The following is a 21,935-nucleotide window of genomic DNA, read 5'->3' on the forward strand; positions in this document are numbered from 1 at the left end:
TAGGCGCTTCGCGCGCGCGTGTAGAGAGTCATACGTGAAAATCACGCACATCGCGCACACCGCGCACGGCGGCGGGGTCTAGCTGATCTCTCCCGCCGTTCACATAGGGACCCGCGCCCCCAGGAAAACATCTCCGAGTGCAAAATGAAAACCAAAACATGGGGCGGGGATATAGCAAATCCCTTGGATCCCGCGAGCCGCCCGAACCAGTGGCCGAGTTACGTATAACTTTTTTTGATTGTTTGATTATTCGATCGGCACGCAGATGCCGACGCACAAGACCGCAGAAGCGGTCAGGTACGCTCGTCACGAGAGACAACCAATGCAACACGCAAACGACAACGACCAACCCATAGCAGCCGACCATGTTACCGAGGTCCGCCCGCGCCCTGGCGAGCTGAACCGCATTCTACACCGCCGCTTCCCCGGTATGGGGCCGGCCCATGGCTGGCAATTGGATGCGGCGGCGAGGGCGACGTTTAATGCGGATATGTCCAAGTGGTTTGGTTTGGACGGGCGATGGCATTCAACTGCCGAGCAATATCGCCAGAGCAAAGGCAAGCGCCGCACCAAACAGGCGGCCACCCCCAACAAGCCCGGCAAGCCCGCCAGGCCAGAGCTACTGGATTGGCAGCAGGACGTGGGCGCACCGTACTCCAGGTGGTCGCATGCAGTTGCGGAGGGCGCTGAATTTCTTGCGGGCCGCACCGCCCCGGCGACAAGCGGCATTCGGCTCATGCAATTCGGTGCCGTTGAGGACGCCATGATCCGGGCAATCGACGCCAAGCGATTCCTGACGCAGGTGGCCAATGATAATGAGCCCGACATTCGCAGGAACAGGCCGCGCCGGAGGAAAATCGCGCTGGCGGCTTAAAATCCAGTTTTCGCCATAGTTGGGAACGTATCACCTTGAAGACCACGATTTGTGGTCTGACGTGACGTGCACTCGGCGCGCTGGCCACCACCCGGCGTCGCCACTTTTTCCCGGCCCTGAGCCGCGAAGCCGCTGCATGCGGCGTTTTATTTAACCCTCCAATCGCAATTTCCAATCCTGAAAGGAGAGCGGCCCCAATGGCCACTTGGAATCACGTGCTCGACGCGATCGAGCGTCATCTTGATTTCCCGCGCTCGCGAAGCACCGGAATCGCCAGGCGTTTGCAGGAAGCCGGAATCTTGCCTTCCGGCGCACCGGGCGTTGCGCCTGAGCTAGACGAGGACAATGTTCTCGACCTCGTTGTTGCGCTCGCCTCTGACACCGAGTTGCACACCGCTGTTGACGCGGTCCGCGCCTACCACGCGATGACACCCGGTAGTGTCAACCTGGATGGGGCCCCGCAGTCGATTCCCAACGCGCCGATCGCTGTTGCGATTTTGGTCGAGGACGCACGCACTGGCGTCGCGGAGGCGCGAAAATCTCAGGTTGCCGTATCCTGCAATTGTAGAGCCGTCGCGATTCACAAACCTGATGGGTCGGTCAGTCGCTTCAGTCAGCCGGGCGCTCATTGCGCTCACTGGCAATCCAATGGCCATCACAAGTCAGTCACCATCAACGTCGCCGCTGTGGCCGGTATCATTGATGCATTGTTTGGAAAGGTTGTTGCCTAATGGCTCCGTTGAAGACGAAGACCACCGACGAATTCCGCGTCCCCAGCCTCGCGGAGGCCGACAGCTCGTACGCCGACCTGATCGCGAAACGCGTGGAATTGGAGCAGAGAGACTCTAAGCTCAACAGCGAGCGCTCGAAACTGCGCGGTAAGATCGAGGCGGGCAGGGCGGCTTTTGGGAAACATATCTCGCCCGGCGTGGCCGCGCTGCTTGGTGACGATCCTACTGACAGCATTGCCGATCTGTCGCGGCAGCTCCGCGAAGTCACCACGGAGATAGCAAACATCGAGTCAGCGCGGGAGGTCCTGCATAGGCGCACAGACGAAGCGCGGAACGTAGCCTCCAAGCTCGTGTGCTTCACCGTGATGCCAGAGTACCAGCGCCGTTTGGGTGCGGTATGTGAGGCCGCTCGCGCGTTGGAAGCAGCCAAGCCCGAGAAAAGCACGACGCGCTGCTGGACGATCTGGAGCGCGAGGATGTGCGCCTCGGTTATCTGCGGCCAGTGCGCGCGCACTTCTTGGGCGATCGGCGCGAAGGCCGCGCTTTTTACTTTTTGAAGGAAGTGAAGGAGGCGGGCCACAATGTCTAAGGGATCCGAACGCACTTCCGATGTGGCCGACCGAAAGCCAGTTCGGCGCCGTGTAAAGATGCCTGGCGAAAGCCGACACTCCGAGTGCTCGGACTCACCAGCCGTGATTGCGCGCAAGTTGATGCAAGCGAAACGCGAGAAACGATTGCGGGTGACGCAACGCAATGGCTGAAACCATCTCAGGATTCGCGATTTCCTGGAATCGGCCGGCCATCATCGCGGGGCTCTTCGAGGAACGCTTCGCGCGCGGCGCATTCGACAAGCACATCGCGCAAAATCCAGACGTCGCCGCGCTTTGCAGTCATGATGTCAGCAGGCCTCTGGGGCGCATCAGCAACGGCACCCTCAAACTACGTTCGGATAACGTCGGACTCTACTACTCGTTAGAGCCGCATCCTGATGCGCCTTTAGGGCAGGAGGCCTTGGCACTGTCAACGAGGTGAGCGTGTCGTTTACTCCAGTTGTCGAGGAGTGGGACGACGGTGGCGACATTCCGAAGCGCCTCATCACCGAGGCCAAACTTTTCGAGATCAGCTTGGTCCTGTGGGGAGCCTACGGCAAGGACACCTCAGCTCAGATCAGTCGAGCATCCAGCAACAACCAGGCAGCACGACGGCGCGTTGAAGCGAAGATGCGGGCCCGCGGCATCCTTTAAGCGCAGGGGGAGGGGTGGGTCAGATCCCTCCCACTGCCGCCACTAGCTACCGGCGGCCCCCCATTTCACGCGCATCTGCAATTCGGACCCCCAGGGGCAAAATGCCACGACCAAGAAAGCCGGCCGCCAAGGCGCTGGTTGAAGGCCGGCACATCATCAATGCTGGCCGCTATAAACGCAACGATCCAACCGGTGCCGAAATCGGCGCTCCACCCACTTGGCTAAACGAGCAACAGGCCAATGCATGGCGTGAATTCGCCAGCGAGTTGCCATGGCTCAATGCATCTCACCGTTGTCTTGTCTCCATCGCATCAGTCTTGCGCGCTCGCCTGCAAAGCGGCGCGGAGATGGGTACAAAATCGCTCAGCCTACTGAGGCTGTGCCTAAGCAGTATGGGCGCGACACCGGCCGATGCGAGCAAGATCAGTTGGGCGCCGGCAGAGGAGGCGGACGATTTACTTGACTAAAACTCACGGACACTCCGGCAGAGCTAGTAGGTTATCGTTGTAGTAGCCGTCAGCGTGAGTTCGAACATATTTTCCGTTCGGGCCGCTAACGACGCCAACGTCCGCGCGCTTACCGCCGACCAACGTAAAGAATGTATTGGTCCCGTTCTCGATCGATCGAATGACCTCCGATCTCGGCCACACCAACCACACGCCTCCGAATGCGACATACTGGCAATTGCTGGCGTCGAAGGGGGATGCTGGCGCCACGGGCTCAACCGGTGCTGCGGGGGCCAACGCCCCCACGTATGGCGGCACTTCGACCACGTCGCTCGCTATCGGCACCGGATCCAAAGCGTTCACCACGCAGGCCGGCCTCGCCTATCAGAATGGCGCTCGCGTGCGGGCTAGCTCGGCGGCGAACACGGCGAATTGGATGGAAGGCCTCGTCACCTACAGCGGCACGACGCTGACCATGACGTCCGACAAGACCGGCGGCAGCGGCACGCTCGCGGACTGGAACTTCAACGTGGTGGGCCAGCCTGGGGCTGGTGATCTGTCGAGCGCCAACAATCTGTCGGACGTGGCGAGTGCTCAAACGTCACGTGGCAATCTCGGGGTTCTGTCTCCGCCGCAAGGTCGCCTGACCCTGGTGAGCGCAACGCCCGTGATGACGACGACGCAGAGCGCCAAAACGACGCTGTACTATGCGCTCTACAACGGCAATCAGGTGCCAATCTATGACGGCACCAAACTCACGATGACGACATTTGCCGAGTTGTCGATCGCGACGACCGACATCACCAAGAACCCCGCGGCGATCGGCGCCAGCAAGGTCAATGACTGGTTTGTCTGGAACGACAGCGGTACGCTGCGGCTGCCTCACGGTCCCGACTGGACAAGCGACACGGTGCGCTCGGCTGGAACGGCGTTGGGCCAGGTCAATGGTATCTGGCTCAACAATCAAGCCATCACCAATGGGCCGGCAGCGTGGCGCGGAGGCACCACGCGCAGCAATGCATCGTCGCAACTTGATTGGATTCTTGGCGGTTCGGGGTCTGGCGGTGTGGCTGGGTACCTCGGCGTGTGGAATGCCTATAACCGCGTGACGGCATCCGCAGCGGCGATCGATAGCGGCCTCGCATACACCTATTCCAGCGCGACCGTGAGGCAGGCGAGAGCGTCCGCAGGCAATCAGGTGTCGGCTGTATTCGGGCTGGCCGAAGATGCGACGCAGATTTCGTATGCATCACGCATTGGTCTGGTCACGAACTCAGCAGCCGCGGTTTCCGGTATTGGCGTGGATGCGACCAACGTTTTCATTGGTCAGGGGGTTCTTGCAGGCGGACGAATACTACTCAGGTCGGTGGAGCAGCCGCGTACGCGGCTCCGCCACTATTGGGTTTGCACGTGTTCTCAGCCAACGAACAGGGCGATGGCACCAACGCCAACAACATCAACGTGGCAGGTCAGAACGCGCTTAGCGTCCTGGCGAGGATGTAAGATCGGTGCCACCCGTATGGCCTGCGGACGCGCGTCGCGACAAGCCATTCTTTTGTCGGAGTCGCGCACTACTTTTCATTTTTGAAAAATGGAGAAGTAAGGTGGCAATTGGGACAGTGAAGTGGTTCAACCCAACAAAGGGGTATGGGTTCATTCAACCGGATTCCGGCGGCAATGACGTCTTTGTCCACATCTCCGCGGTTGAGAAGGCTGGTTTTACTTCGCTCGCAGAGGGCGCAAAAGTCAGCTTCGACATCGTGAAAAATCGCGGAAAGGAGTCGGCGGAAAATCTACGAATCGAGTGATGCACCACCCATTGTGTTGCTCAACAGAAAGGCCGCAGTGGTACGCCGCTGCGGGCGGCCGAGGAGATCGATCGGAATCGGCCGATGGATAAGGCGCTATTGTTCGCGTGGGCGTGCGCTCTAATCCTCTTGGTACTGTTCGTCGCGCTGTACCTTCCTTGGTAGTAAGTTGCCGATGGCGACTCGCCACGGCGCTGCCTGCGATCCGAGACTGATTGCCAAGTCACCGCCCACAATCCTGGTAGTTGCTCTAGGGCATTCGTCCGGAGGATACGTTGCCCGGTCAGCTTCTCCCTCCCTTGAGGCTGACCGGGCGAAGTTAGTGGCGCGCGCGATAGGGACAGCGCTTTATCGGTCCACCCCAAAGCACCGAGTCACGTGGCCGCTAACGTTCCCGCTGTTTAGGTCGCGCGGCTGCCACCGTGAGCCCGGTGTGATCCTTGAGGCTATCGATTACCTTGAGCGCGGCTTCGAGTTCATCTCGAAGACGCTTCGTAATCCGCAGAATGCCGCTCGCGAGCTCCTCGCGGCTGATTTCTGCACCGTGAGCAACTTTTTCTTCGAGGTCGCGTATAGCTTCGTCGATCTTGTGCAGCGAGAATGTGCTAGGCATCATCCGGCTCCGTCCTGATTAAGGGGCCGGCATCCGCCGACCCGCAGCGTAAAAATGCGTCCGCTACACGGTTTAGTAAAGCGGGTGGTGTTGCGGGAAAATCTGTCCCCATCTCGCGTCTGAGCGCCTCGAATTCGGATAAGGTCGAAAGAGGGCAATCCGCCACCGCGTCCATTTTTGAGCAGATAACTTCAACCCGGGATCGCCAATCGGCCAGCTGTTCTTCAGTTCGCTGTGGCGCGTACGTGTCTTCTGCCGGTGTATGGCTTGGCCTACGGACGTAGTCCGTGAATGCTTGGATTGCCGCTACCACTTCGGTCCTAGGCACGGCGGTTACTCCTATGAGCGGAGCCAGCTCGAACATTTGCAGGCCGAGCACTTTGATATGGCATGCACGCGGGGGCGCGACAACCCACTGGTACTGGTAGGTGCTTCCAGTCCTTCTCAGCGATACTCCTTGGTGGCACCAGGGGGGAATTTTGGGCCCCTCGGGAGCAAAGGTGGCCAGCCCTGCCAATCCAAGGGGCGAAGGCTGGCCACCATCGCTTGCGACGTCACCACACAGGGTAGCTACAGGCCAATGGATGCACATATTCGAGCAGCAAATCACGTCCCTGCGGTCCCAAGCGCTTGCGGTGTTTGCAGCCAATCAGGCCAGCGCGGCCGATCAGTCTTTGAGCCAAGCAGATCGCCAAATCGCGACGTCTAATGCCGAGGAGGCTCGACAGCTTGAAACCCAACCTCGGGCCGAAGGAGGCGCGGAAGATCGCTGCACGCATACGCGCTCTTCTAGGAGAGCCGCGTGTGTGCCAACCGGTTCGGGTGGCATGCCTGTGAGACTTTCGCCAGCGCGCCCGCGCTGCTTGCGGTGTGCGGGTTAGTCATAAAAGGCACTGGGTGCGCTCGCGATAGCTGACGAAAGGGTGACGGACTGTCTTGCTTCAATCACGACCGACAGGCTGCCAGGACTCCAAGTCAGTCTCCGAAAGAGAGACCCCAGCACGGGCAGCATGCTGGGGCGAGACGTTGGGCTGACGCGAGCCAGAAATCGAGCCACGACTCGATCATTATGACCGTGTAAATGTAGAGCAGCATCACGCACCGGTCAAAATCGCACTGCATGACAGTAATCGGCGGTAGGATCTTCGTTCGCGCTTTGAGGTGCAATCCGAGCAAACGCGAGAAAACGGCAGTTGCTAATCGCGCATAAGCAAATCTCACGTCCTGAAAAACGACCAAGTTGCTATCGCAACCAAAGGCTGTCCACCGGAAAGAGACGGCTTCGCTCTCCGCAAATGTCCGGTGGTTGGCTAGGTGCGAGAGGTTTTACATCAAGCGACGTAAGGAGATTTGGGAGCAGGTGCAGGCAGAAATGGCCGTTGGAGAAAGTGCGAGAATTTCTCGCACTTTATCGAAGCCGAAACGGGCCGAGGGAATAAACAATTCGCATCTGCAGCAGGCCATCTCCACTGGTGCCGGTGCGGCGAGTCTCCGCGCCGTAGCCGATTGGAACGAGCGCAAATCGTTTGACGAGCGCCGCCGCGCTGGCGGCCCTGAAGCTCCGTGTCGGGATGCGCAGGGCGGCCGGAAGGAAAAAGCGTTAGCTCGCGGAAGGGGGGTCTTAGCCGTGGAGGCCGTCGCTAGTGGGGATCACGGGCACTCAGCCAGTGAAAGAAGATTGTCTGGCTGAACGCCGTCCGCCGTTGTCTTGATGTATTTGTGCCCGTTGTGTTCGGCCACGACCACGCCAGCCATGAGTCCGTCTTCTTCGACATAGAACTCCCATTCGCCGCTTTCAATGTCTCTGATCGTCTGAACGACAGACTGCTTCCATTGACTTCCGTTTGAATATTCACCTCCGACACTTTCAATCCTCTCGTGGGGATTCATCCTGTCGGTCTTATTGATGCAGCGAACGCGTGCGAGTTTAACCACAGGGCTCTCTCCTTCGTGCTGCAAAGGCTGGGTGACCAGTTTAGCGTTCAGTGGCGGCCCAGGCAGCCCAACCAATCCTGGTAGGGGCCCGGGAGGCTTTTCGCCGATACAACGCGAGGGCCCCCCGCGGGTTGATGCCCCCCCTCGGGGGCGGGGCGGTCAGTTTTGCAGCTCAAGGCGGTAAGGCTGACCACGGAAGTTAGTGGCGCGCGCGATAGGGACAGCGCTTCTTCGGTATGGAGGCGCCGAGTCACGTGGCCGCTAACTTCACCGCGGCGCGGGTGTGGCAGGGACAGCGTCGTTTCGCATGTTTCGCGACGCCGAGTCGCCCCCGCGCCCCCCCCAGGACTGTTGGGCTCAAAAGGCCGATGAGTGTGAATGCGGATCGAAGTTTGACCCCTCAATCAGTCTATCTCGTGGGCTAACGTCTTGATTTTTCAAGTGCCGGAAAAGTGACCCCGGCGCCGATCGGCGTCGGACCCCCGCGCCGATTCACAGAAGCATGCGAAAACCATCGAGGCTCGCGGCGAAGACGTTGTCCAGCCGCATCAAGAAGCCGGATATACGTCAGTAGTTGTGGCCGTCGATCCTGATCAAGTCGGTCGTTGCAATCGGGCGGGGTCCATATGGGGTCCGGACGCCGATCGGCGTCCCAAGTGCTTGATGGGTCAATGTTCAGCGTCGATTCACAAAGATGTTGGCTGGAGATAGTCCTCGCCGCGAAAGCTGGCCGTACGCCTCACCGATGAGGAGCAGTATTTTGTCTCTGAATCTTCGGTCTATCGGCTGTTGACGGCGAAGCGCGCAGGCACATGCGCCATGCTGTCTTGGCGCGGCAATTGTCGTCATCAGGTTCTCGACAGCTTCCCCATTTAAGTTTAACAAACATACAGGGCTGATCCCCTTGGAAGAACATCCGCTGCCGATGCTCACGGTGCGTGCCTGCCGGCGCTGTAAAGGGCGGTTTGTTGCTGATTGCCCGGCATGTCAGATCGATAGCCCAGGTTCATATTTGAAGAGGACGGATGGATTTCCCCTTGACCAAGTCGGTGCATGAACAATCGGGCAGCACGGGTCCGCAAGAGAGCTCACCCGCGGCTCCGTCTGCAGCCGCGGCGACCTTTGAGCGGCAATTGAGAGAGATCAGCAGTTCAGGTGTGGGTGGTGGAGCAATGCCGGCCGCCGCTGCGCTGCAGCCGGCTCAATCAACGGAGGTTTTGATAGGGAGGCAGTGCAATCAGATCCTTTACTCCGAGGATGCTCGCCTTATCTCGGGGCTTGAGAAGGCCCTTACGAAGGGCGGGGCCGCCAAAGGCACCACCAATAACTATTTACGTGTTCTTCGCGGCTTTGGCCATTGGCTCTCCGCAAATAACAAAAAGGGCATCTCTGCTCGGCTCGACGACAAAAAATCGCTGTCTCAAGATGCGCGCGAGTTCAGCGGAGAGGGTGAGCCCTGGAAACTTCTTACAGCAATAGGTCATCTCCGAAATTCGCAGTCGACCGGCGAAGTCGTGCCGATCACACGCCACGTTGAGGTAAATCCTTATCAGCAGGACGCGGAACTCATCAAAGAGTACCAAAACGAAGTAGCGTCAGAGATGGGCAAGAGGGATGCAACCGCTCTTCGCAATTTCAGCGACTACCTGCGTGACAACAACAAGAAGGGTATTGTTGGTCGGCTTCGCGGCGAGTTGTTAAATGAAGATGTTAAGAGCTATAAGAAAGTCTCCGCTTTTCGTTCGAAAATCGGTGTCGCGCTGGATCGTCTCCGAAAATCGTCGGCCGGCGCTAAGGCGATGGATCTCGAGCGCAATATTGATCCCGAAGACGCGGCCCTGAAGGAGTCGAGGCAGGTCGGCGACGCCGCTGCGCAGCACAGTTCGTCGCAGAAAGCTGGCAGTTGGCCAGAGGAATTGCTTCCTGCGGAAGGCCATGATCAGAATTTGCTTTTGGGGCCGATGGACGAACCCGGCGCGTCGTCCTCGGCGCCGCAGCCGACTCAGTCAACTGGGATTTTGAGAGGGAGGAGGAGACGGCCTCTTTATCCCGAGGATGCTGCCCTTATTTCGGGGCTTGAGAAGGCCCTCATCAAGGGCGGGGCCGCCGAAGGCACCGCCAAGGACCATGTACGTACTCTTCTCAGCTTTGGCCAGAGGCTCTACGCAAATAACAAAGATCCCATTGCTGCTCGGCTCGACGACGAAAAGTCACTGACCGCTGATGCGCGCGAGTTGTTCGAAAAGCGTCCCGCGACACTCCATAGGGCAATAGACCATCTCAGGACCTCGCGGTCGACGGGCGGAATCGTGCCGATCGCAGGCCGCACTGAGTTGCATCCTTATCCCCAGGACGCGGCACTCATCAAAGAGTACAAAAACGAAGTAGCGACAGATGCCGGCAAGAGGGATGCAACTGCTCTTCGCAATTTCAGCGACTACCTGCGTGACAACAACAGGCCGGGCATTGCTGCTGGGCTCGGCACGTCGTTTGATGGAGATGTCGAGAGCTATAGGAAGGTCGCCGGTGCTGATTCCAGGATTGGTGCCGCACTGGCTCGTCTCCGAAAATCGCAGGCCGGCGCTGAGGCGATGGAGCACGAGCGCCATATTGATCCCGAAGAGGCGGCCCTGAGGGAGTCGAGGCGGGTCGGCGACGCCGCTGCGCAGCACATTGCGTCGCAGAAGGGTGGCAGTTGGCCAGAGGAATTGCTTCCTGCGGAAGGCCATGATCAGGATTTGCTTTTGGGGCTGATGGATGAACCCGGCCCGTCGTCCTCGGCGCCGCAGTCGGCTCAGTCAACTTGGATTGTGATAGGGAAGAGGAAGCAGCCTCTTTATTCCGTGGATGCTCCCCTTATTTCGGGGCTTGAGAGGGCCCTCATCAAGGGCGGGTTCAGCAAATCCGCTGCCGAGCAGCACGGAGGTTCCCTTCGTAGCTTTAGCCGTTGGCTTTTCGCAAAAGAAAAACCGAGCATTCGTGATCGGCTCGACAATAAGTCGCTGACCGATGGCGGTGAGGTGCTCGAGTTCACCGGAGAGGGTAATCCAAAGAGACTCGTTCAGGCAATCGACTATCTCCGGACCTTGCGGTCGACGGGCGAAGTGCCGATCTCACGACGCGCTAAGCTGAATCCTCACCCCCAGAACGTGGCCTTTATCAATCCCGAAGACACGGTACTGATGGAGCCGAGGCGCGTCGACGCCGCCGCTGCGCAGCACAGCGCGTCGCAGGAAACTGGCCGTCGGCCAGAGGAGCTTCCCGCGGAAGGCCGCGATCAGGATTTGCTTTTGGGGCTGATGGACGAACCCCGCTCGTCGTCATCTCTCGAGCCAGCCGCGCGCCATGACCAGGCACCGGATCCCGGAGAGCCCGACCGCCAGCAGTCCCCGGACGAGCCGATGGCTGCGCTTGCCAGGAGCAACCGCCTGCCAAGCGAGGAGGTCCTCATCAACGATGAGCATGACACAGCTGAGTTGAGGCCAGCGAAGAGGCAGAGGACCCTAAACAATCCGCAAGGCGTTGCCGGCGAGCGGCAGCTGAGCGAGATCGCCAATTCAGGCGGCCAGCCGACACCGGCGCCTACCCATCAACAGGGTACGTCGTCATGGGAGACGCAGCCGATGCTGCTGCGGAGCGGCTACGAAGATGTCACGGCGCCGCATGCGGTCGCGATGTACGTCGGGGGCGCCGCTGCGCAGCACAGCGCGCGGCAGCGAGCTGTCAGTCGGCCATTGGTCCTCCCGGAAGGTTACGATCAGGATCTGCGCTTAATGGTGGAAGACGGCCCATCGTGGCCCGAGGTTCCTCCTGAGCAGGCGCAGGACATAGTCCAAGCTGGGCAGGAACCTGCCCGGCCGACCGTGGAAGCAGCGCCAACGCACTCTGCCAGGGCTCGCTCAAATACCTACGGCGGTATTGAGGTGTCGTTTAATCCGAATTCGCCCGCATCATTTGAGTTGCGTGACAATGCTTGGAGCCCGGCGCCTGGCTTTCCGCCGCCGTTTGCCGGGCCGGTACCGGGGCATCACCAGGGCGCTCAACAGCTCGGCTCGCCGCAGGGGCTTTCTCCGGTGTCCGCCCACTCGGACGATGACGCTTTGGCGTGGTTGAGCGAGGAGCTTGCGCGGCAGATGCAAGAACCGGCATCACCATCAACTGCCAGGGCTCAGGATCTCTATCGTGGATTTGAGGCACTCCTTGATCCGGATGTGGCCGAGTTGGATGACAGTGCTCACTTTGCGCCAGCGCCTTCTGCCAGGGCTTGCTCAGACACCTACGGCGGTCTTGAGGTATCGTTTAATCCGAATTCGCCCACATCATTTGAGTTGCGCGACAATGCTTGGAGCCGGGCGCCTGGCTTTCCGCCGCCGTTTGCCGGGCCGGTACCGGGGCATCACCAGGGCGCTCGACAGCTCGGCTCGCCGCAGGGGCTTTCTCCGGTGTCCGCCCACTCGGACGATGACGCTTTGGCGTGGTTGAGCGAGGAGCTTGCGCGGCAGATGCAAGAACCGGCATCACCATCAACTGCCAGGGCTCAGGATCTCTATCGTGGGTTTGGGGCACTGCTTGATCCGGATGCGGCCGAGTTGGATGACAGTGCTCACTTTGCGCCAGCGCCTTCTGCCAGGGCTCGTTCAGACACCTACGACGGTCTTCCATTGGTTGATCTGACCGCGCCCGCACCGTCCCCATTGCGCGACGATATCGTGCGGCGGTTTCCGATCACCTCCTCCGATGCTCAGATCGGGGCGTTGAATCCGATAGCCTTGTCCCATAACCGCGGGCTGGTGCTCGAGGACACGGAATGGCTGGGCGACGAGCATATCCTCAGGGATTACCAGCTTCAGGAGCTGGATTTGCAGAGGAGCGATTCGGATCTCGCCGCCCGGACGCGGTTCGTAGATCCCCTCGAAGCGCTGCGGCTGCGCCTGGGCGCGGAGAGCGACGTGCTACGCGTATTCCATCGCATCGTCCATGATCGGCGTGATAACGATACAGCCGACTTCCTGTTGCTGCCAGTGAACGATGCCAGTGCTACGGACCGCGGCAGGCATTGGTCGCTGCTGTTCGTTGATCGCAGCAACCGGCAACGGCCTGTCGCCTATCACTACGATTCCTACGGGAGATACAACGAGACGCATGCAAGACAACTCGCAGAAAGGCTGAACCTCGCCCTGCAGCCCGCCGGCATGGCCCAGCAGCAGAACACTTGTGATTGCGGCGTCTTTGTCGTGGACGGCACGCGGGAGCTGGTTAGGCAATTGGCGCAAGGACGGGAGCCAGACCAGCTGAACCTCAGCAACGTCGTTGCCAATCGGCAGGCACTGCAAGCGCGACTCAGGGGTTGATGTCGCCGTGGGCGGACCCTCGCGGCGCTTCTCTTTGAGCTTGAATGACGGCTGGAAGAAGTTCACCAGCAGGCGCGCCGCGGCGTAGAGACGTGCCATCACGCGGGCCGTCTCGCCCCCGTCGAAGCGCCCGTATCCGACGAGCCGCCGGACCACCGACAGCGCGATGCGGTTGTCGGCAAGGGCGAGCGCGCGACGCTGCGCTTCGGAAAGACCGGTCAGCTGACCGGCGCCTCGAGGAGACCGAGCTTTCGCGCGGCCAGGTATCGGCCTTCGCCCGCGATGATCGTGCCATCGCTGTCGACGAGCAGCGGGTACCGTCAAGTTAACGAATTGGAGCGGCCGAGGGGTAGACGACCGGCATGCCGACCGCCCGGGACCCTCTTTATCGCCGCCATCGCTTCCCATCGGAAGTGATCAGCTATGCCGTTTGGTTGTATTTCCGGTTTCCCAGCGGCTCATGAAGAAGCTCTTGAAATCCGCCGGCACGCCGCCGCGCGTGATGATCACGGACAAGCGTTCGCACGGCGCTGCGAGGGCGAAGATGGGCTTTTTCGTCGAACATCGCCAGCACAGAGCTCTCAACAATCGGGCTGAGAATTCTCATCAGCCGACGCGGCAACGCGGCGGATCATGAAGCGTTTCAAATCGTCCCGTCAGGCTCAACGGTTTCTGTCACTTCACGTTCCAGGCATCGTAAGTGGATCCGTAATCCCCGGGAAATTGACGAAACCTCAGACTCTCTCCTCAGCAGAGGTGTATCCGCGCCTGCGCTTGGCGCGCTCCAGCCGTCCGAATGCTTCGCCCGCTTCAGCGCTGGCATCGAAAGTCTGCACCATCGTCTGGCCGGTCGTGCCGATCCGGCCCCAGTCGCGGATCAGCGAGACCCCGCCGAACAAGGTCGGTTGGATCGAAAGCAAGTAAAACCGCCGCATGTTGCGGGTGGTGTCGATGCGGCGAAGGTGAAGCGGCCCTAGCTTAAGGTTCGGCATGCATGGATTCTCGCTTCCTGTGGAAGCGAGGTCCAATGCTTTCTATGAATCGATCAGGGCCAAACGATTCATTCTCTCGCTACATCAATTGCACCAGGCGGGTGTCTTCGGACTGTGGCGATGATGTGGAGGCTCCACGGCCCGATTTGAACCCCACCGTCTCGCGGCAAAACCGAGACCGCAGTCTGAACTGATCGAGAAGCTCACTGAATCGCGCCGGAGCTCGGTCCAAGCATTGTCGATCCAGCAGCCTCAGCAAGGTTTGAAAGCTGACTAGGTGACATCGGTGCAGCCGTTGAGCGATCGACGGAGCAATTGCGGACGAACGGGAAATCGAAGTCCGGACACGGGTGAATTATGGAATGACACCCGGGCACTTCTTTGCCGGTGCTGCTGCAGAGAATCAAGCGCGCGATGTGGTCGGACATCGCCGACCTGCGTCTGGCAGCCCGACCAACCTTATGGGGTGTTGAAGAAGCGCGCGGCCTCTTAAAGGCCGCATTCTCTGTGGTAGGGCAGTATCTGAAAGCGCGTATGGCCGCGCAACCTGAGGCGAGAGGAGGATTCCGATGTTCGAGGCTAAAGACTATCGCGTGTGCTGCCATCACTTTGTCACCCCGACCGACCGCGCCGTCTACCCGGCGCAAGAGCCCTTACTAACCTACTCTGAGGCCCTCCGGCAGGTGCAGACCGAGCAGGCCAAGGGCTACATGGTGGCCTGGGTCATCGATCGCACCGGAGCAGGCGCCACCAATGAGATTGGTGGTTCGAACGCATCGGTTCGACGTTGATCGTAAGCGCAGCTCTGGCCCTTGGATTGGCGCTTGACGTCTGTTTTGATTACGGTGTGAGCCGGCACGGCTTCCACTTTTCCGACAACGTTGACGCTGGCCTCAAGCGCCTGCCTGTCGTCGAACCACTTTTTAGAGCTTGATCACATGATCGCAGCCGCGCCGAAGATCGAAGAGGCTGCAATGCCGTTTCCACGCCGAGTCACAAGCAGAAGAAACTCAACCAGGACTCGCGCTGGTCAGCGTCATCAGAAACTGTGCACGCTCGACAGGACGATCGAGCCAGTGCGTCGAGGTCTATTCCTGCATAGGAGGACGCGGCGAGGCGGCGGGAAAGTTGGAAGGTTGGGATCCAGCAAGGTCCCGATTCGCGCGCTGTACCTCGGCGGTCCCAAACACGAGGACGCAGAGAGGTCTGTTTTGGGCGCGGGATTTTGGCTGGGACACGAGCCCGTCAGAGCGTTGCCGCCGCCGCTCTGAAATGGTCGGGAAACCTTCCGATCGTGCGAGACTCTTATCTAACCTCACTTGTGATCCGCTCCCCTCGAGACTTTTGGAAGATATCCCAACTGCCGTTCCAGAGCAGCTAAGGTTCGACGGGCCGAATCCAATCTCGCAGTCGCCTCGACCAGGTCGGCCCATGTTTTATCCGACCGTGCAACCGCCGTGGAGCCGGTCTCAAACAGGTTGTTGTTGAGATGCGGGGCCGCTTCGCCTCGCAGGGCACGCTCCAAATCGAGCAGGGTGCTCGTCAGCGCTCGATGCGCGCACGCGTCCTCTCGTTCCAGGTTTTCCGCCACGTCGAGCGCCGCACGATAGTGTCGTATCGCTGCAACGACTCTGCTCTCGAGGTCGGGCTCATCGCTCATCTGCTTTTCTCTCCACGAATCTTTGAGCAATTTGTGTCGGTCTGAACGAGCAAAAATTGTAAGCGGAGCTTTTCTCCCATTTGATTGACTGGTTTCGCTTCGGCTTTCGCTCTGCGATCCTTGGCTTGTCAGAGAGCCGAGAGGAGACTGAAGGCGATGGAACAATCGGGGGAGGAAGCCGAAGCTGATGGCTTTGTGGGGAAGCTTACGCGCCGGACGCGTTCTGGATGCCGGTTATGGTCTGCGGAGATCAAGGGGCGCGCTGTTTTCGAGAGCATGAAGCCCGACGCCCGGGTATGTGATGTCGCACGGCGTTATGGTGTGAAGGCCCAGCAGTTGACGACGTGGCGCAGATTGGCGCGTGCTGGCCGGCTCGCATTGGTCACGGACGACGCGGCGGATTTCGTGTCGATCGAGCTGAGCGATCCAGTGGCGTCAGGCAAGAGCGAGGGGCCCGTCGAGATTACGATTGGCAAGGTTTCGGTCCGCCTGGATGCGGACGTGTCGGCGGTGCGGATCGCGGAGATCGTGACTGCGATCGAGCGCGGCGCATGATCATTCCGGCGCAGGGACTGCGGATTGTGCTTGCTGTGCGTCCTGTTGACTTCCGGTGCGGGCACGACGCGCTGGCCGGTCTTGTGCAAAACACGCTTGGGCTCGATCCGCATTCGGGCCTGATCGTGGTTTTTCGTTCGAAGCGCGCCGACCGGCTGAAGATTTTGCTATGGGACGGCACGGGCCTCGTTTTGGTCTACAAGCGCCTTGGCCGCGATGGTCGTTTCGAGTGGCCGCAGATCAGCGACGGCGTCATGCATCTGACGCGCGTGCAGTTCGAAGCGCTGTTTGAAGGGCTGAACTGGAAGCGAGTGGGCGAACGGATTGTCGCGACGCCAGCTGCGGCGAACTGACTCAGACCCGACAACCTGTTTCGCGCGGGGCTTTGGGATGATAGCTTGCGGATGTGCCGCCGTCCCCCATTGATCCCGCCCGTCTTGCAGCGCTGCCCGCCGATTTGCGCGCGCTCTTCCGCGCGCAGGAAGCGATGATTGAAGCCGAGCGTCGTCGCGCAGACGATGAATGCTCGGCGCGCCTTCATGTCGAGAGTGAACTGGCTGCGTCCAAAGAGAGCGTCGAACGCCTCGAACTGCTCGTGAAGGAGTACGAGAGAGCTGGCCCCGGTTGTTTGGACAGCGCCCCGCTGGATTTAAGTGGATTCCTGCCGGGTTATGCTGAACGCGGGGCTTTACGATTTTGTCGTTGCGTCGGGAGGGCGTAGCCCGACCAGAGCGACGACAAAATCGTCGGCGACGGTCATGCGGCCATCACCATAGCTTGCGTGCCGAAGTAAGCCTCGTCGGGCGTGCGCCCGTCAAGGCTCGAGTGAGGGCGTCCCTGATTGTAGAAGGCCAGATACTTGGCAATTGACGCTCGCGCCTCGGACACGCTGTCGTAGGCGCGGAGATAAACTTCTTCGTATTTGACCGTGCGCCAGAGCCGCTCGACAAACACGTTGTCGCGCCAGGCGCCCTTGCCGTCCATGCTGATGGCGATCTTCGCGTCCAGCAGCACATCGGTGAACTCGAGGCTGGTGAACTGGCTGCCCTGATCCGTGTTGAAAATCTCGGGCCTGCCGTGCTTCGCCAACGCCTCCTGGACCGCTTGGACGCAGAAGGCCGCCTCCATTGTGATCGAGACGCGATGGGCCAGGACCCGTCGGCTGAACACATCGACGACCGCCGCGAGATAGACGAAGCCACGCCGCATCGGAATGTAGGTGATGTCCATTGCCCACGCATGGTCGGGCCGCTCGATCTTCAATCCGCGCAACAGGTACGGGTAGATCTTGTGACCCGGAGCCGGCTTGCTCGTGTTCGGGCGACGATAGACCGCCTCGATCCCCATGCGCTTCATCAGCGTCGCGATGTGGCGGCGACCGGCGTATACCCCCTCCCGCCGCAGCAACGATCGCAGCATACGCGCTCCCGCGAAGGGATAATCGAGATGCAGCTCATCGAGCCGACGCATCAAGGCAAGGTCCTCGGCCGAAACTGGCCGAGGTTCATAGTAGACCGTGCTGCGAGCCAGCTTCAGGACCTTCGCCTGGCGCACGATAGAAAGATCATGACCGCGGTCGATCATCGCTTTGCGCTCAGCAGGCCCGCCTTGGTGAGCGCGCCGGACAAAAAATCGTTTTCCAACGCCAGCTCGCCGATCTTGGCATGTAACGCCTTCAAATCGACCGGCGTCTCGGCCGATGTCTTGTCATGCCCAAACACGCCGGCGGCGCCTTCCAGGAGCTGGTTTTTCCAGATCGTGATCTGGTTCGGATGAACATCAAACAGTTGCGCCAGCTCCGCCAGTGTCTTGTCTCCTTTGACCGCAGCCAAAGCAACCTTCGCCTTGAATGCCGGAGAATGCGTCCGGCGGCTCTTCTTCGTCATCTTCGCTCCTGATTCGCAGCAAGAATCCTCGCCGCTGTCAGGCAGAAAATCCACTCAAGCTACTGTCCGAATTTGCGGGGCCAGCTCTCTCGACGATGGTTGCGTTGAGTTGGACACCAATCCCGTCGAAAATCAAATCAGGCCGCTGACTCTGACGCGTAAAAATAGTTTATTTGCTGGTCACGACGAAGGTGGTCGTTCATGGGCGCGCATAGCTTCGCTCATCGCCACCTGCAAAATCAACAGCGTGGAGCCCTACGTCTGGATGAAAGCGACGCTCAAAGCGATCGCAACCGGTCACCCGCAGTCCCGGATCGACGAGCTGGTCGTTCGGCCGCACCTCGTAATTCTCCGTCGTTGCCGCCTCCATACCCCCCGCCAACGATTTGCAAACACGTTGATCAACAGACTGCAATCCCCACGCCAAACCTTTGCGAATGGGACGCGAACGTCGCTTACGGTTCTTCAGCGTCTGATGCCAGCGCTCGATCTTTCCCTGGGTCTGAGGATGGTACGGAGCGCCGCGCACGTGCTGCATGCCCTTCTGGTCGAGCCACTCGGCCAGATCATCCGCCACGTAACTCGAACCATTGTCGCTGAGAAGCCTTGGCCGGTGCGCGACGGCGCCGTCGTCTTGTCCTTGATCTCGTTCGCGGCCTTGATCACCACATAGACCGGGCTGGTGATGAGGTCATGCGCCTTCAGCAGCCGATAGACCGACGCCTCGGATACAAAGTACTTTCGTTCGTCGGTGAACCGCACGGCCAGCTCGCGTGGCGACAGCTCAGGTAACTCCAGCGCCAGGTCGATGATCTAGCCCCGCACATCGTCCGGGATGCGGTTCCAGACCCGGTCTGGTCGAGACCGATGATCGGCCAGAGCGGCGATGCCGCCCTCGCGGTAACGATCATGCTAGCGATAGAATGTGGCGCGCGGGATCCCGAGCTTGTCCAGCGTGCGCTTGGCCGGAGGTGCGATTGCTCGACCAAATGGATGAATCTCGGCCTTCTCTGAGGCGGGATACCTCATGCCTCGTCCTCCCCATCTCCGTTCATACTTTTTTTGAGCAGACGGTTCTCCAGCGTCAGATCGGCGACGGCCTCCTTCAAGGCGCCGGCCTCCCGGCGGAGGTCCTTCACCTCGCCGGAGGTCGCAGCTCGTGCCGTGTCGCCGGCCAGGCGGCGCTTGCCGGCCTCGAGAAACTCCTTGGACCAGCCGTAATAGATCGAGGCGGCAATGCCTTCTCGGCGACAAAGCTCGGAGATGTTCTCCTCGCCGCGCAATCCTTCTAGTACCCGGAATCAGAGCTGAGTGATACGGCGGCCTTTGAAACGGCGTTGACGGACCTTTTTCTTGGTCCAGACGAAGGGCTCGGCTCTGTCGTTGTATGCGTTGACGTAGGCATCGATGTGTTCCTGAAGCTGCTTGAGGCTCGTGAAGGAGGTGCCGCTGAGCGACTGCCCCTGCAAGGGAAAACCATACTTCGACCTGATTGAGCCATGACGCACTTGTCGGCGTGAAATGAAATTGCACGTTGGGGTGGGCCTTGAGCCAGTCCTCGTTCTTTTTATGGGTGTTGAGGTTGTCGAGGATGACGTGAAGCTTGCGGTTCGGAAAAGCCGCGGTGACGCTGTTCATGAAATCGAGAAACTCGACGCGGCGCCGGCGTTTTGAATGGGTCGCGATGATCTTTCCGGTGGCGACTTCGAGCGCCGCAAACAATGTTGTGGTGCCATGCCGCTTGTAATCGTGGCTTTGGCCGGTCAAGGCGCGGCCATTGGGCAACTTCAGATAACCCTGCGCTCGCTCCAAAGCCTGGATCGAGGGCTTCTCGTCCACGCACAGCACAATGGCCTTCGCCGGCGGCGCGACATAGAGGCCGACAACATCGGCGGCTTTGGCCGTAAAGTTCGGGTCGTTGCTCTCGCACCAGGACTTGCGAGCCACCAGGTCAATCTTGTGGCTGCGCAGGAACCGCCAGACATATTGGACATCGACATCGCCCAGCGCCTCGGCCAGCAGGGGGCCGGTCCAGCGCGCAAACCCTTGCGGTGGCGGCTTATCCAGCAGCTTCAGAATCCGCTTGTCGGTCGTCTTCGTATAGATCGGCTGCTTGCCAGGCCGCGGCTTGTCTTGCAGCCCTTCAAGGCCATGGTCGGCATAGCGATGCCGCCAAAGGCTGACAATCCGCGGCTGGACCCCAACTTCCTTGGCGATCGACCGGGTGCTGCGCCCATCCGCCGCCAACAGAACTATCCGCGCCCGCTTCAAATCGCGCTGCAACGTCACCGGTGAGCGACAGCACGCCTCAAGCACCTTGCGATCTTTCCTCGAAAGGTGGACTTCTCTTGCTTCGGGTATCATCCCGACCTTGAATCACGACTCACGTTCCAAGAAAAGTGGGTACTAGTATTCACTCGCGTCCGGCTGGTGACACAATGTCGGCAACCCGACTCTGCGTCTCGTGCTGCGCAGAAGAGACGCATCATCCTATTGTCATTGAAGCTTAACTACACAGAGTCTCTGGTGGCACATCAATTGCTAGTCCAGACTTTGCCCGGGGATCAGTTCCGGTCCACGCGCTGGGGAGAATCAGCTATGACGAACAAGATGCTAGGCCGATCTGCGCAAGCTCGCGTCGCCACCGGAAGACGTCCGGTGGTCGAGATACCGTCCTCATCACAAGATCAACAAGGAGTTGTTCATGCTGACAACCCCGGAGGCGCGGGTTTGCGCACCTCATCACGGCCTATCGCGCACGGCCTGCGGCCGCACACCGCGGTCATGAATTTCATCGAGGGCGCGCGCGCCATTACCGAGAGTGAGCTGCAAGCCAACAACATCACGCAGTATCACGCCACAAATTTTTATCGCGATCAGATCACCAACAGTGGCTACTACGACCAGCTTAAATACATTGTAGAGCCCACAATTGCTGAGTTCAAGAGTCCCGGAAGTCTTGACACCAGCGGCGAGCATGACAATACCGTCGTGCCCGGGCTTCAGCACAAATACGCGCAGACCGGTCTGCTGCTGGTAACGGACCGTTGCGCGTCCTATTGCCGTTACTGCTTTCGCAAACGCATCGTCGGCAAGGACTCCGATGAGATCGCGCCCGATTTCGCCCGGGTCGCGCAGTATATCGCCGGCCATCCTGAGATGACGAACGTGCTGCTATCTGGAGGCGACCCGTTCGTGCTCAGCACCGCTAAGCTCGGCAAGATTCTTGATCATCTGCTACCGATCCCGCACTTGGAGTCAATTCGATTCGGCACAAAAATAGTCGCCTTCGCACCCAGGCGGTTTGAGGATCCCGCACTCCCGGCGTTGTTCCGGCGGATCAGTGAAGCGGGAAAGACCGCAGTGATCGTCGCGCATTTCGACCACATCGGCGAGATCTCGGTCGATGCGGAGCGCAACATTCGCGCGCTACGCGCACAGGGCGTGCAGTTTCTGAATCAGTCCGTGCTTCTGGCGAAAGTCAACGACGATCCCGAAATCTTGGCGGCGACCTTTGCAAAGTGTCACCAAATGGGCGTCCGCCCTTATTATCTTTTTCAAGGCAGGCCGGTGAAAGGCGCATCGCACTTTCAGGTCTCGCTGCGGCGCGGTATAGAGATCGCGCGCGGCATCAACCGACGTCTCAGCGGTATCCAGAAGACGTTCAAATACATCATGTCCCATTACACGGGGAAGATCGAGGTTCTCGACCTTGGTGCCGATGGCCGCGTGTATATGCGATATCATCAAAACAAGATTCCCGAAGAACTCGGAAAGGTCTTTTCCCGGCGGCACGTCGAGGGCGCCTGCTGGTTGGACGATTTGCCCGAAGGCTGAGAT

18 protein-coding genes and 5 pseudogenes are annotated in these 21,935 nt (G+C 59.8%); 14 read left to right on the forward strand and 9 right to left on the reverse strand.

Annotated features, from left to right (window positions below):
* Positions 1-322: 322 nt before the first annotated feature.
* From AAFG50_RS03610 to AAFG50_RS03630, 5 genes and pseudogenes are all read left to right on the forward strand, one after another.
* A complete protein-coding gene (locus AAFG50_RS03610; protein ID WP_014498619.1) occupies positions 323-874 on the forward strand; it encodes a hypothetical protein in 552 nt (183 codons plus the stop codon).
* Positions 875-1,071: 197 nt separating this feature from the next.
* A complete protein-coding gene (locus AAFG50_RS03615; RefSeq protein ID WP_011090966.1) occupies positions 1,072-1,605 on the forward strand; it encodes a hypothetical protein in 534 nt (177 codons plus the stop codon).
* An 8-nt stretch (positions 1,606-1,613) separates the two neighbouring features.
* A complete protein-coding gene (locus AAFG50_RS03620; protein WP_223153797.1) occupies positions 1,614-2,162 on the forward strand; it encodes a hypothetical protein in 549 nt (182 codons plus the stop codon).
* Positions 2,163-2,358: 196 nt separating this feature from the next.
* Positions 2,359-2,849 (forward strand): annotated as a pseudogene (locus tag AAFG50_RS03625) (HK97 family phage prohead protease).
* Between the two features lie 101 nt (positions 2,850-2,950).
* A complete protein-coding gene (locus tag AAFG50_RS03630; RefSeq protein ID WP_014498622.1) occupies positions 2,951-3,316 on the forward strand; it encodes a hypothetical protein in 366 nt (121 codons plus the stop codon).
* A gap of 3 nt (positions 3,317-3,319) precedes the next feature.
* On the opposite strand, the gene AAFG50_RS03635 is transcribed toward AAFG50_RS03630, so the two are convergent.
* Positions 3,320-3,565 carry a DUF3892 domain-containing protein gene (locus AAFG50_RS03635; RefSeq protein ID WP_309248086.1) on the reverse strand — a complete coding sequence of 82 codons (246 nt, stop codon included), beginning with the start codon at positions 3,563-3,565 and terminating at the stop codon, positions 3,320-3,322.
* Between AAFG50_RS03635 and AAFG50_RS03640 the strand changes: the two genes are divergently transcribed.
* Both AAFG50_RS03640 and AAFG50_RS03645 read left to right on the forward strand, forming a co-directional pair.
* Positions 3,477-4,883: a hypothetical protein gene (locus AAFG50_RS03640; RefSeq protein WP_011090961.1), complete on the forward strand. Its 1,407-nt coding sequence runs from the start codon at positions 3,477-3,479 to the stop codon at positions 4,881-4,883. The genes AAFG50_RS03635 and AAFG50_RS03640 overlap by 89 nt on opposite strands.
* Before the next feature lie 16 nt (positions 4,884-4,899).
* Complete coding sequence (locus AAFG50_RS03645) at positions 4,900-5,103, forward strand: cold-shock protein (protein ID WP_011090960.1); 204 nt, start codon at positions 4,900-4,902, stop codon at positions 5,101-5,103.
* 385 nt (positions 5,104-5,488) lie between these two features.
* Here AAFG50_RS03645 and AAFG50_RS03650 read toward each other — a convergent pair whose 3' ends face one another.
* The 3 genes from AAFG50_RS03650 to AAFG50_RS03660 all read right to left on the reverse strand — a co-directional run bounded on the left by AAFG50_RS03650 (position 5,489) and on the right by AAFG50_RS03660 (position 7,651).
* The gene (locus AAFG50_RS03650) at positions 5,489-5,716 is read right to left on the reverse strand and encodes a hypothetical protein (protein WP_223153796.1); all 228 of its coding nucleotides are present in this window, start codon (positions 5,714-5,716) and stop codon (positions 5,489-5,491) included.
* A gap of 554 nt (positions 5,717-6,270) precedes the next feature.
* The gene (locus tag AAFG50_RS03655) at positions 6,271-6,495 is read right to left on the reverse strand and encodes a hypothetical protein (protein ID WP_154694125.1); all 225 of its coding nucleotides are present in this window, start codon (positions 6,493-6,495) and stop codon (positions 6,271-6,273) included.
* A gap of 871 nt (positions 6,496-7,366) precedes the next feature.
* Complete coding sequence (locus tag AAFG50_RS03660) at positions 7,367-7,651, reverse strand: DUF3892 domain-containing protein (RefSeq protein ID WP_011090958.1); 285 nt, start codon at positions 7,649-7,651, stop codon at positions 7,367-7,369.
* A 1,025-nt stretch (positions 7,652-8,676) separates the two neighbouring features.
* Here AAFG50_RS03660 and AAFG50_RS03665 point away from each other — a divergent pair.
* Together AAFG50_RS03665 and AAFG50_RS03670 are read left to right on the forward strand one after the other, a co-directional pair.
* Positions 8,677-13,002 (forward strand): Ulp1 family isopeptidase, encoded by a 4,326-nt coding sequence (locus tag AAFG50_RS03665; RefSeq protein WP_011090955.1) that lies wholly within the window; start codon positions 8,677-8,679, stop codon positions 13,000-13,002.
* 362 nt (positions 13,003-13,364) lie between these two features.
* Positions 13,365-13,686: pseudogene (locus AAFG50_RS03670) on the forward strand (DDE-type integrase/transposase/recombinase); the annotation flags it as partial.
* 50 nt (positions 13,687-13,736) lie between these two features.
* Here the strand turns inward: AAFG50_RS03670 and AAFG50_RS03675 are convergent.
* The gene (locus tag AAFG50_RS03675; RefSeq protein ID WP_011084508.1) at positions 13,737-13,994 is read right to left on the reverse strand and encodes a WGR domain-containing protein; all 258 of its coding nucleotides are present in this window, start codon (positions 13,992-13,994) and stop codon (positions 13,737-13,739) included.
* A gap of 569 nt (positions 13,995-14,563) precedes the next feature.
* Here AAFG50_RS03675 and AAFG50_RS03680 point away from each other — a divergent pair.
* Complete coding sequence (locus AAFG50_RS03680) at positions 14,564-14,785, forward strand: hypothetical protein (RefSeq protein WP_014497999.1); 222 nt, start codon at positions 14,564-14,566, stop codon at positions 14,783-14,785.
* Positions 14,786-15,309: 524 nt separating this feature from the next.
* Here the strand turns inward: AAFG50_RS03680 and AAFG50_RS03685 are convergent.
* Positions 15,310-15,654 carry a hypothetical protein gene (locus AAFG50_RS03685; RefSeq protein WP_011084509.1) on the reverse strand — a complete coding sequence of 115 codons (345 nt, stop codon included), beginning with the start codon at positions 15,652-15,654 and terminating at the stop codon, positions 15,310-15,312.
* A gap of 156 nt (positions 15,655-15,810) precedes the next feature.
* Here AAFG50_RS03685 and AAFG50_RS03690 point away from each other — a divergent pair, with 156 nt between their 5' ends.
* Together AAFG50_RS03690 and tnpB are read left to right on the forward strand one after the other, a co-directional pair.
* A complete protein-coding gene (locus tag AAFG50_RS03690; RefSeq protein ID WP_011090954.1) occupies positions 15,811-16,209 on the forward strand; it encodes a transposase in 399 nt (132 codons plus the stop codon).
* A complete protein-coding gene (tnpB, locus tag AAFG50_RS03695; RefSeq protein ID WP_011090953.1) occupies positions 16,206-16,562 on the forward strand; it encodes an IS66 family insertion sequence element accessory protein TnpB in 357 nt (118 codons plus the stop codon). The genes AAFG50_RS03690 and tnpB overlap by 4 nt, the downstream gene beginning before the upstream one ends.
* Positions 16,563-16,965: 403 nt before the next feature.
* Here tnpB and AAFG50_RS03700 read toward each other — a convergent pair.
* A protein-coding gene (locus AAFG50_RS03700; RefSeq protein ID WP_085967575.1) for an IS3-like element ISRj2 family transposase occupies positions 16,966-18,095 on the reverse strand; the annotation gives its coding sequence in 2 pieces (ribosomal slippage) (positions 16,966-17,843 and positions 17,843-18,095; 1,131 coding nt in all).
* A gap of 88 nt (positions 18,096-18,183) precedes the next feature.
* Between AAFG50_RS03700 and AAFG50_RS03705 the strand changes: the two are divergent.
* Positions 18,184-18,396, forward strand: a pseudogene (locus tag AAFG50_RS03705) (transposase); the annotation flags it as partial.
* Positions 18,397-18,552: 156 nt separating this feature from the next.
* On the opposite strand, the pseudogene AAFG50_RS03710 reads toward AAFG50_RS03705, so the two are convergent.
* Both AAFG50_RS03710 and AAFG50_RS03715 read right to left on the reverse strand, forming a co-directional pair.
* Positions 18,553-19,390 (reverse strand): annotated as a pseudogene (locus AAFG50_RS03710) (helix-turn-helix domain-containing protein); the annotation flags it as partial.
* Positions 19,391-19,396: 6 nt separating this feature from the next.
* A pseudogene (locus AAFG50_RS03715) lies at positions 19,397-20,459 on the reverse strand (IS630-like element ISRj1 family transposase).
* 234 nt (positions 20,460-20,693) lie between these two features.
* On the opposite strand from AAFG50_RS03715, the gene AAFG50_RS03720 reads away from it, so the two are divergent.
* Positions 20,694-21,932 (forward strand): lysine 2,3-aminomutase, encoded by a 1,239-nt coding sequence (locus tag AAFG50_RS03720; protein ID WP_223153794.1) that lies wholly within the window; start codon positions 20,694-20,696, stop codon positions 21,930-21,932.
* Positions 21,933-21,935 lie beyond the last annotated feature (3 nt).

The sequence above is a fragment of the Bradyrhizobium sp. B039 genome, from assembly GCF_038965675.1.
GTDB lineage: Bacteria > Pseudomonadota > Alphaproteobacteria > Rhizobiales > Xanthobacteraceae > Bradyrhizobium > Bradyrhizobium diazoefficiens.

Bases quoted from the DNA above. Each gene is read 5' to 3' on its own strand.
- AAFG50_RS03610 (WP_014498619.1), top strand. From the start codon at position 323: ATGCAACACGCAAACGACAACGACCAACCCATAGCAGCCGACCATGTT.
- AAFG50_RS03615 (WP_011090966.1), top strand. From the start codon at position 1,072: ATGGCCACTTGGAATCACGTGCTCGACGCGATCGAGCGTCATCTTGAT.
- AAFG50_RS03630 (WP_014498622.1), top strand. From the start codon at position 2,951: ATGCCACGACCAAGAAAGCCGGCCGCCAAGGCGCTGGTTGAAGGCCGG.
- AAFG50_RS03640 (WP_011090961.1), top strand. From the start codon at position 3,477: ATGACCTCCGATCTCGGCCACACCAACCACACGCCTCCGAATGCGACA.
- AAFG50_RS03650 (WP_223153796.1), bottom strand. From the start codon at position 5,716: ATGCCTAGCACATTCTCGCTGCACAAGATCGACGAAGCTATACGCGAC.
- AAFG50_RS03655 (WP_154694125.1), bottom strand. From the start codon at position 6,495: ATGCGTGCAGCGATCTTCCGCGCCTCCTTCGGCCCGAGGTTGGGTTTC.
- AAFG50_RS03665 (WP_011090955.1), top strand. From the start codon at position 8,677: ATGGATTTCCCCTTGACCAAGTCGGTGCATGAACAATCGGGCAGCACG.
- AAFG50_RS03675 (WP_011084508.1), bottom strand. From the start codon at position 13,994: ATGCCGAACCTTAAGCTAGGGCCGCTTCACCTTCGCCGCATCGACACC.
- AAFG50_RS03680 (WP_014497999.1), top strand. From the start codon at position 14,564: ATGTTCGAGGCTAAAGACTATCGCGTGTGCTGCCATCACTTTGTCACC.
- AAFG50_RS03685 (WP_011084509.1), bottom strand. From the start codon at position 15,654: ATGAGCGATGAGCCCGACCTCGAGAGCAGAGTCGTTGCAGCGATACGA.
- AAFG50_RS03690 (WP_011090954.1), top strand. From the start codon at position 15,811: ATGGAACAATCGGGGGAGGAAGCCGAAGCTGATGGCTTTGTGGGGAAG.
- tnpB (WP_011090953.1), top strand. From the start codon at position 16,206: ATGATCATTCCGGCGCAGGGACTGCGGATTGTGCTTGCTGTGCGTCCT.
- AAFG50_RS03720 (WP_223153794.1), top strand. From the start codon at position 20,694: ATGACGAACAAGATGCTAGGCCGATCTGCGCAAGCTCGCGTCGCCACC.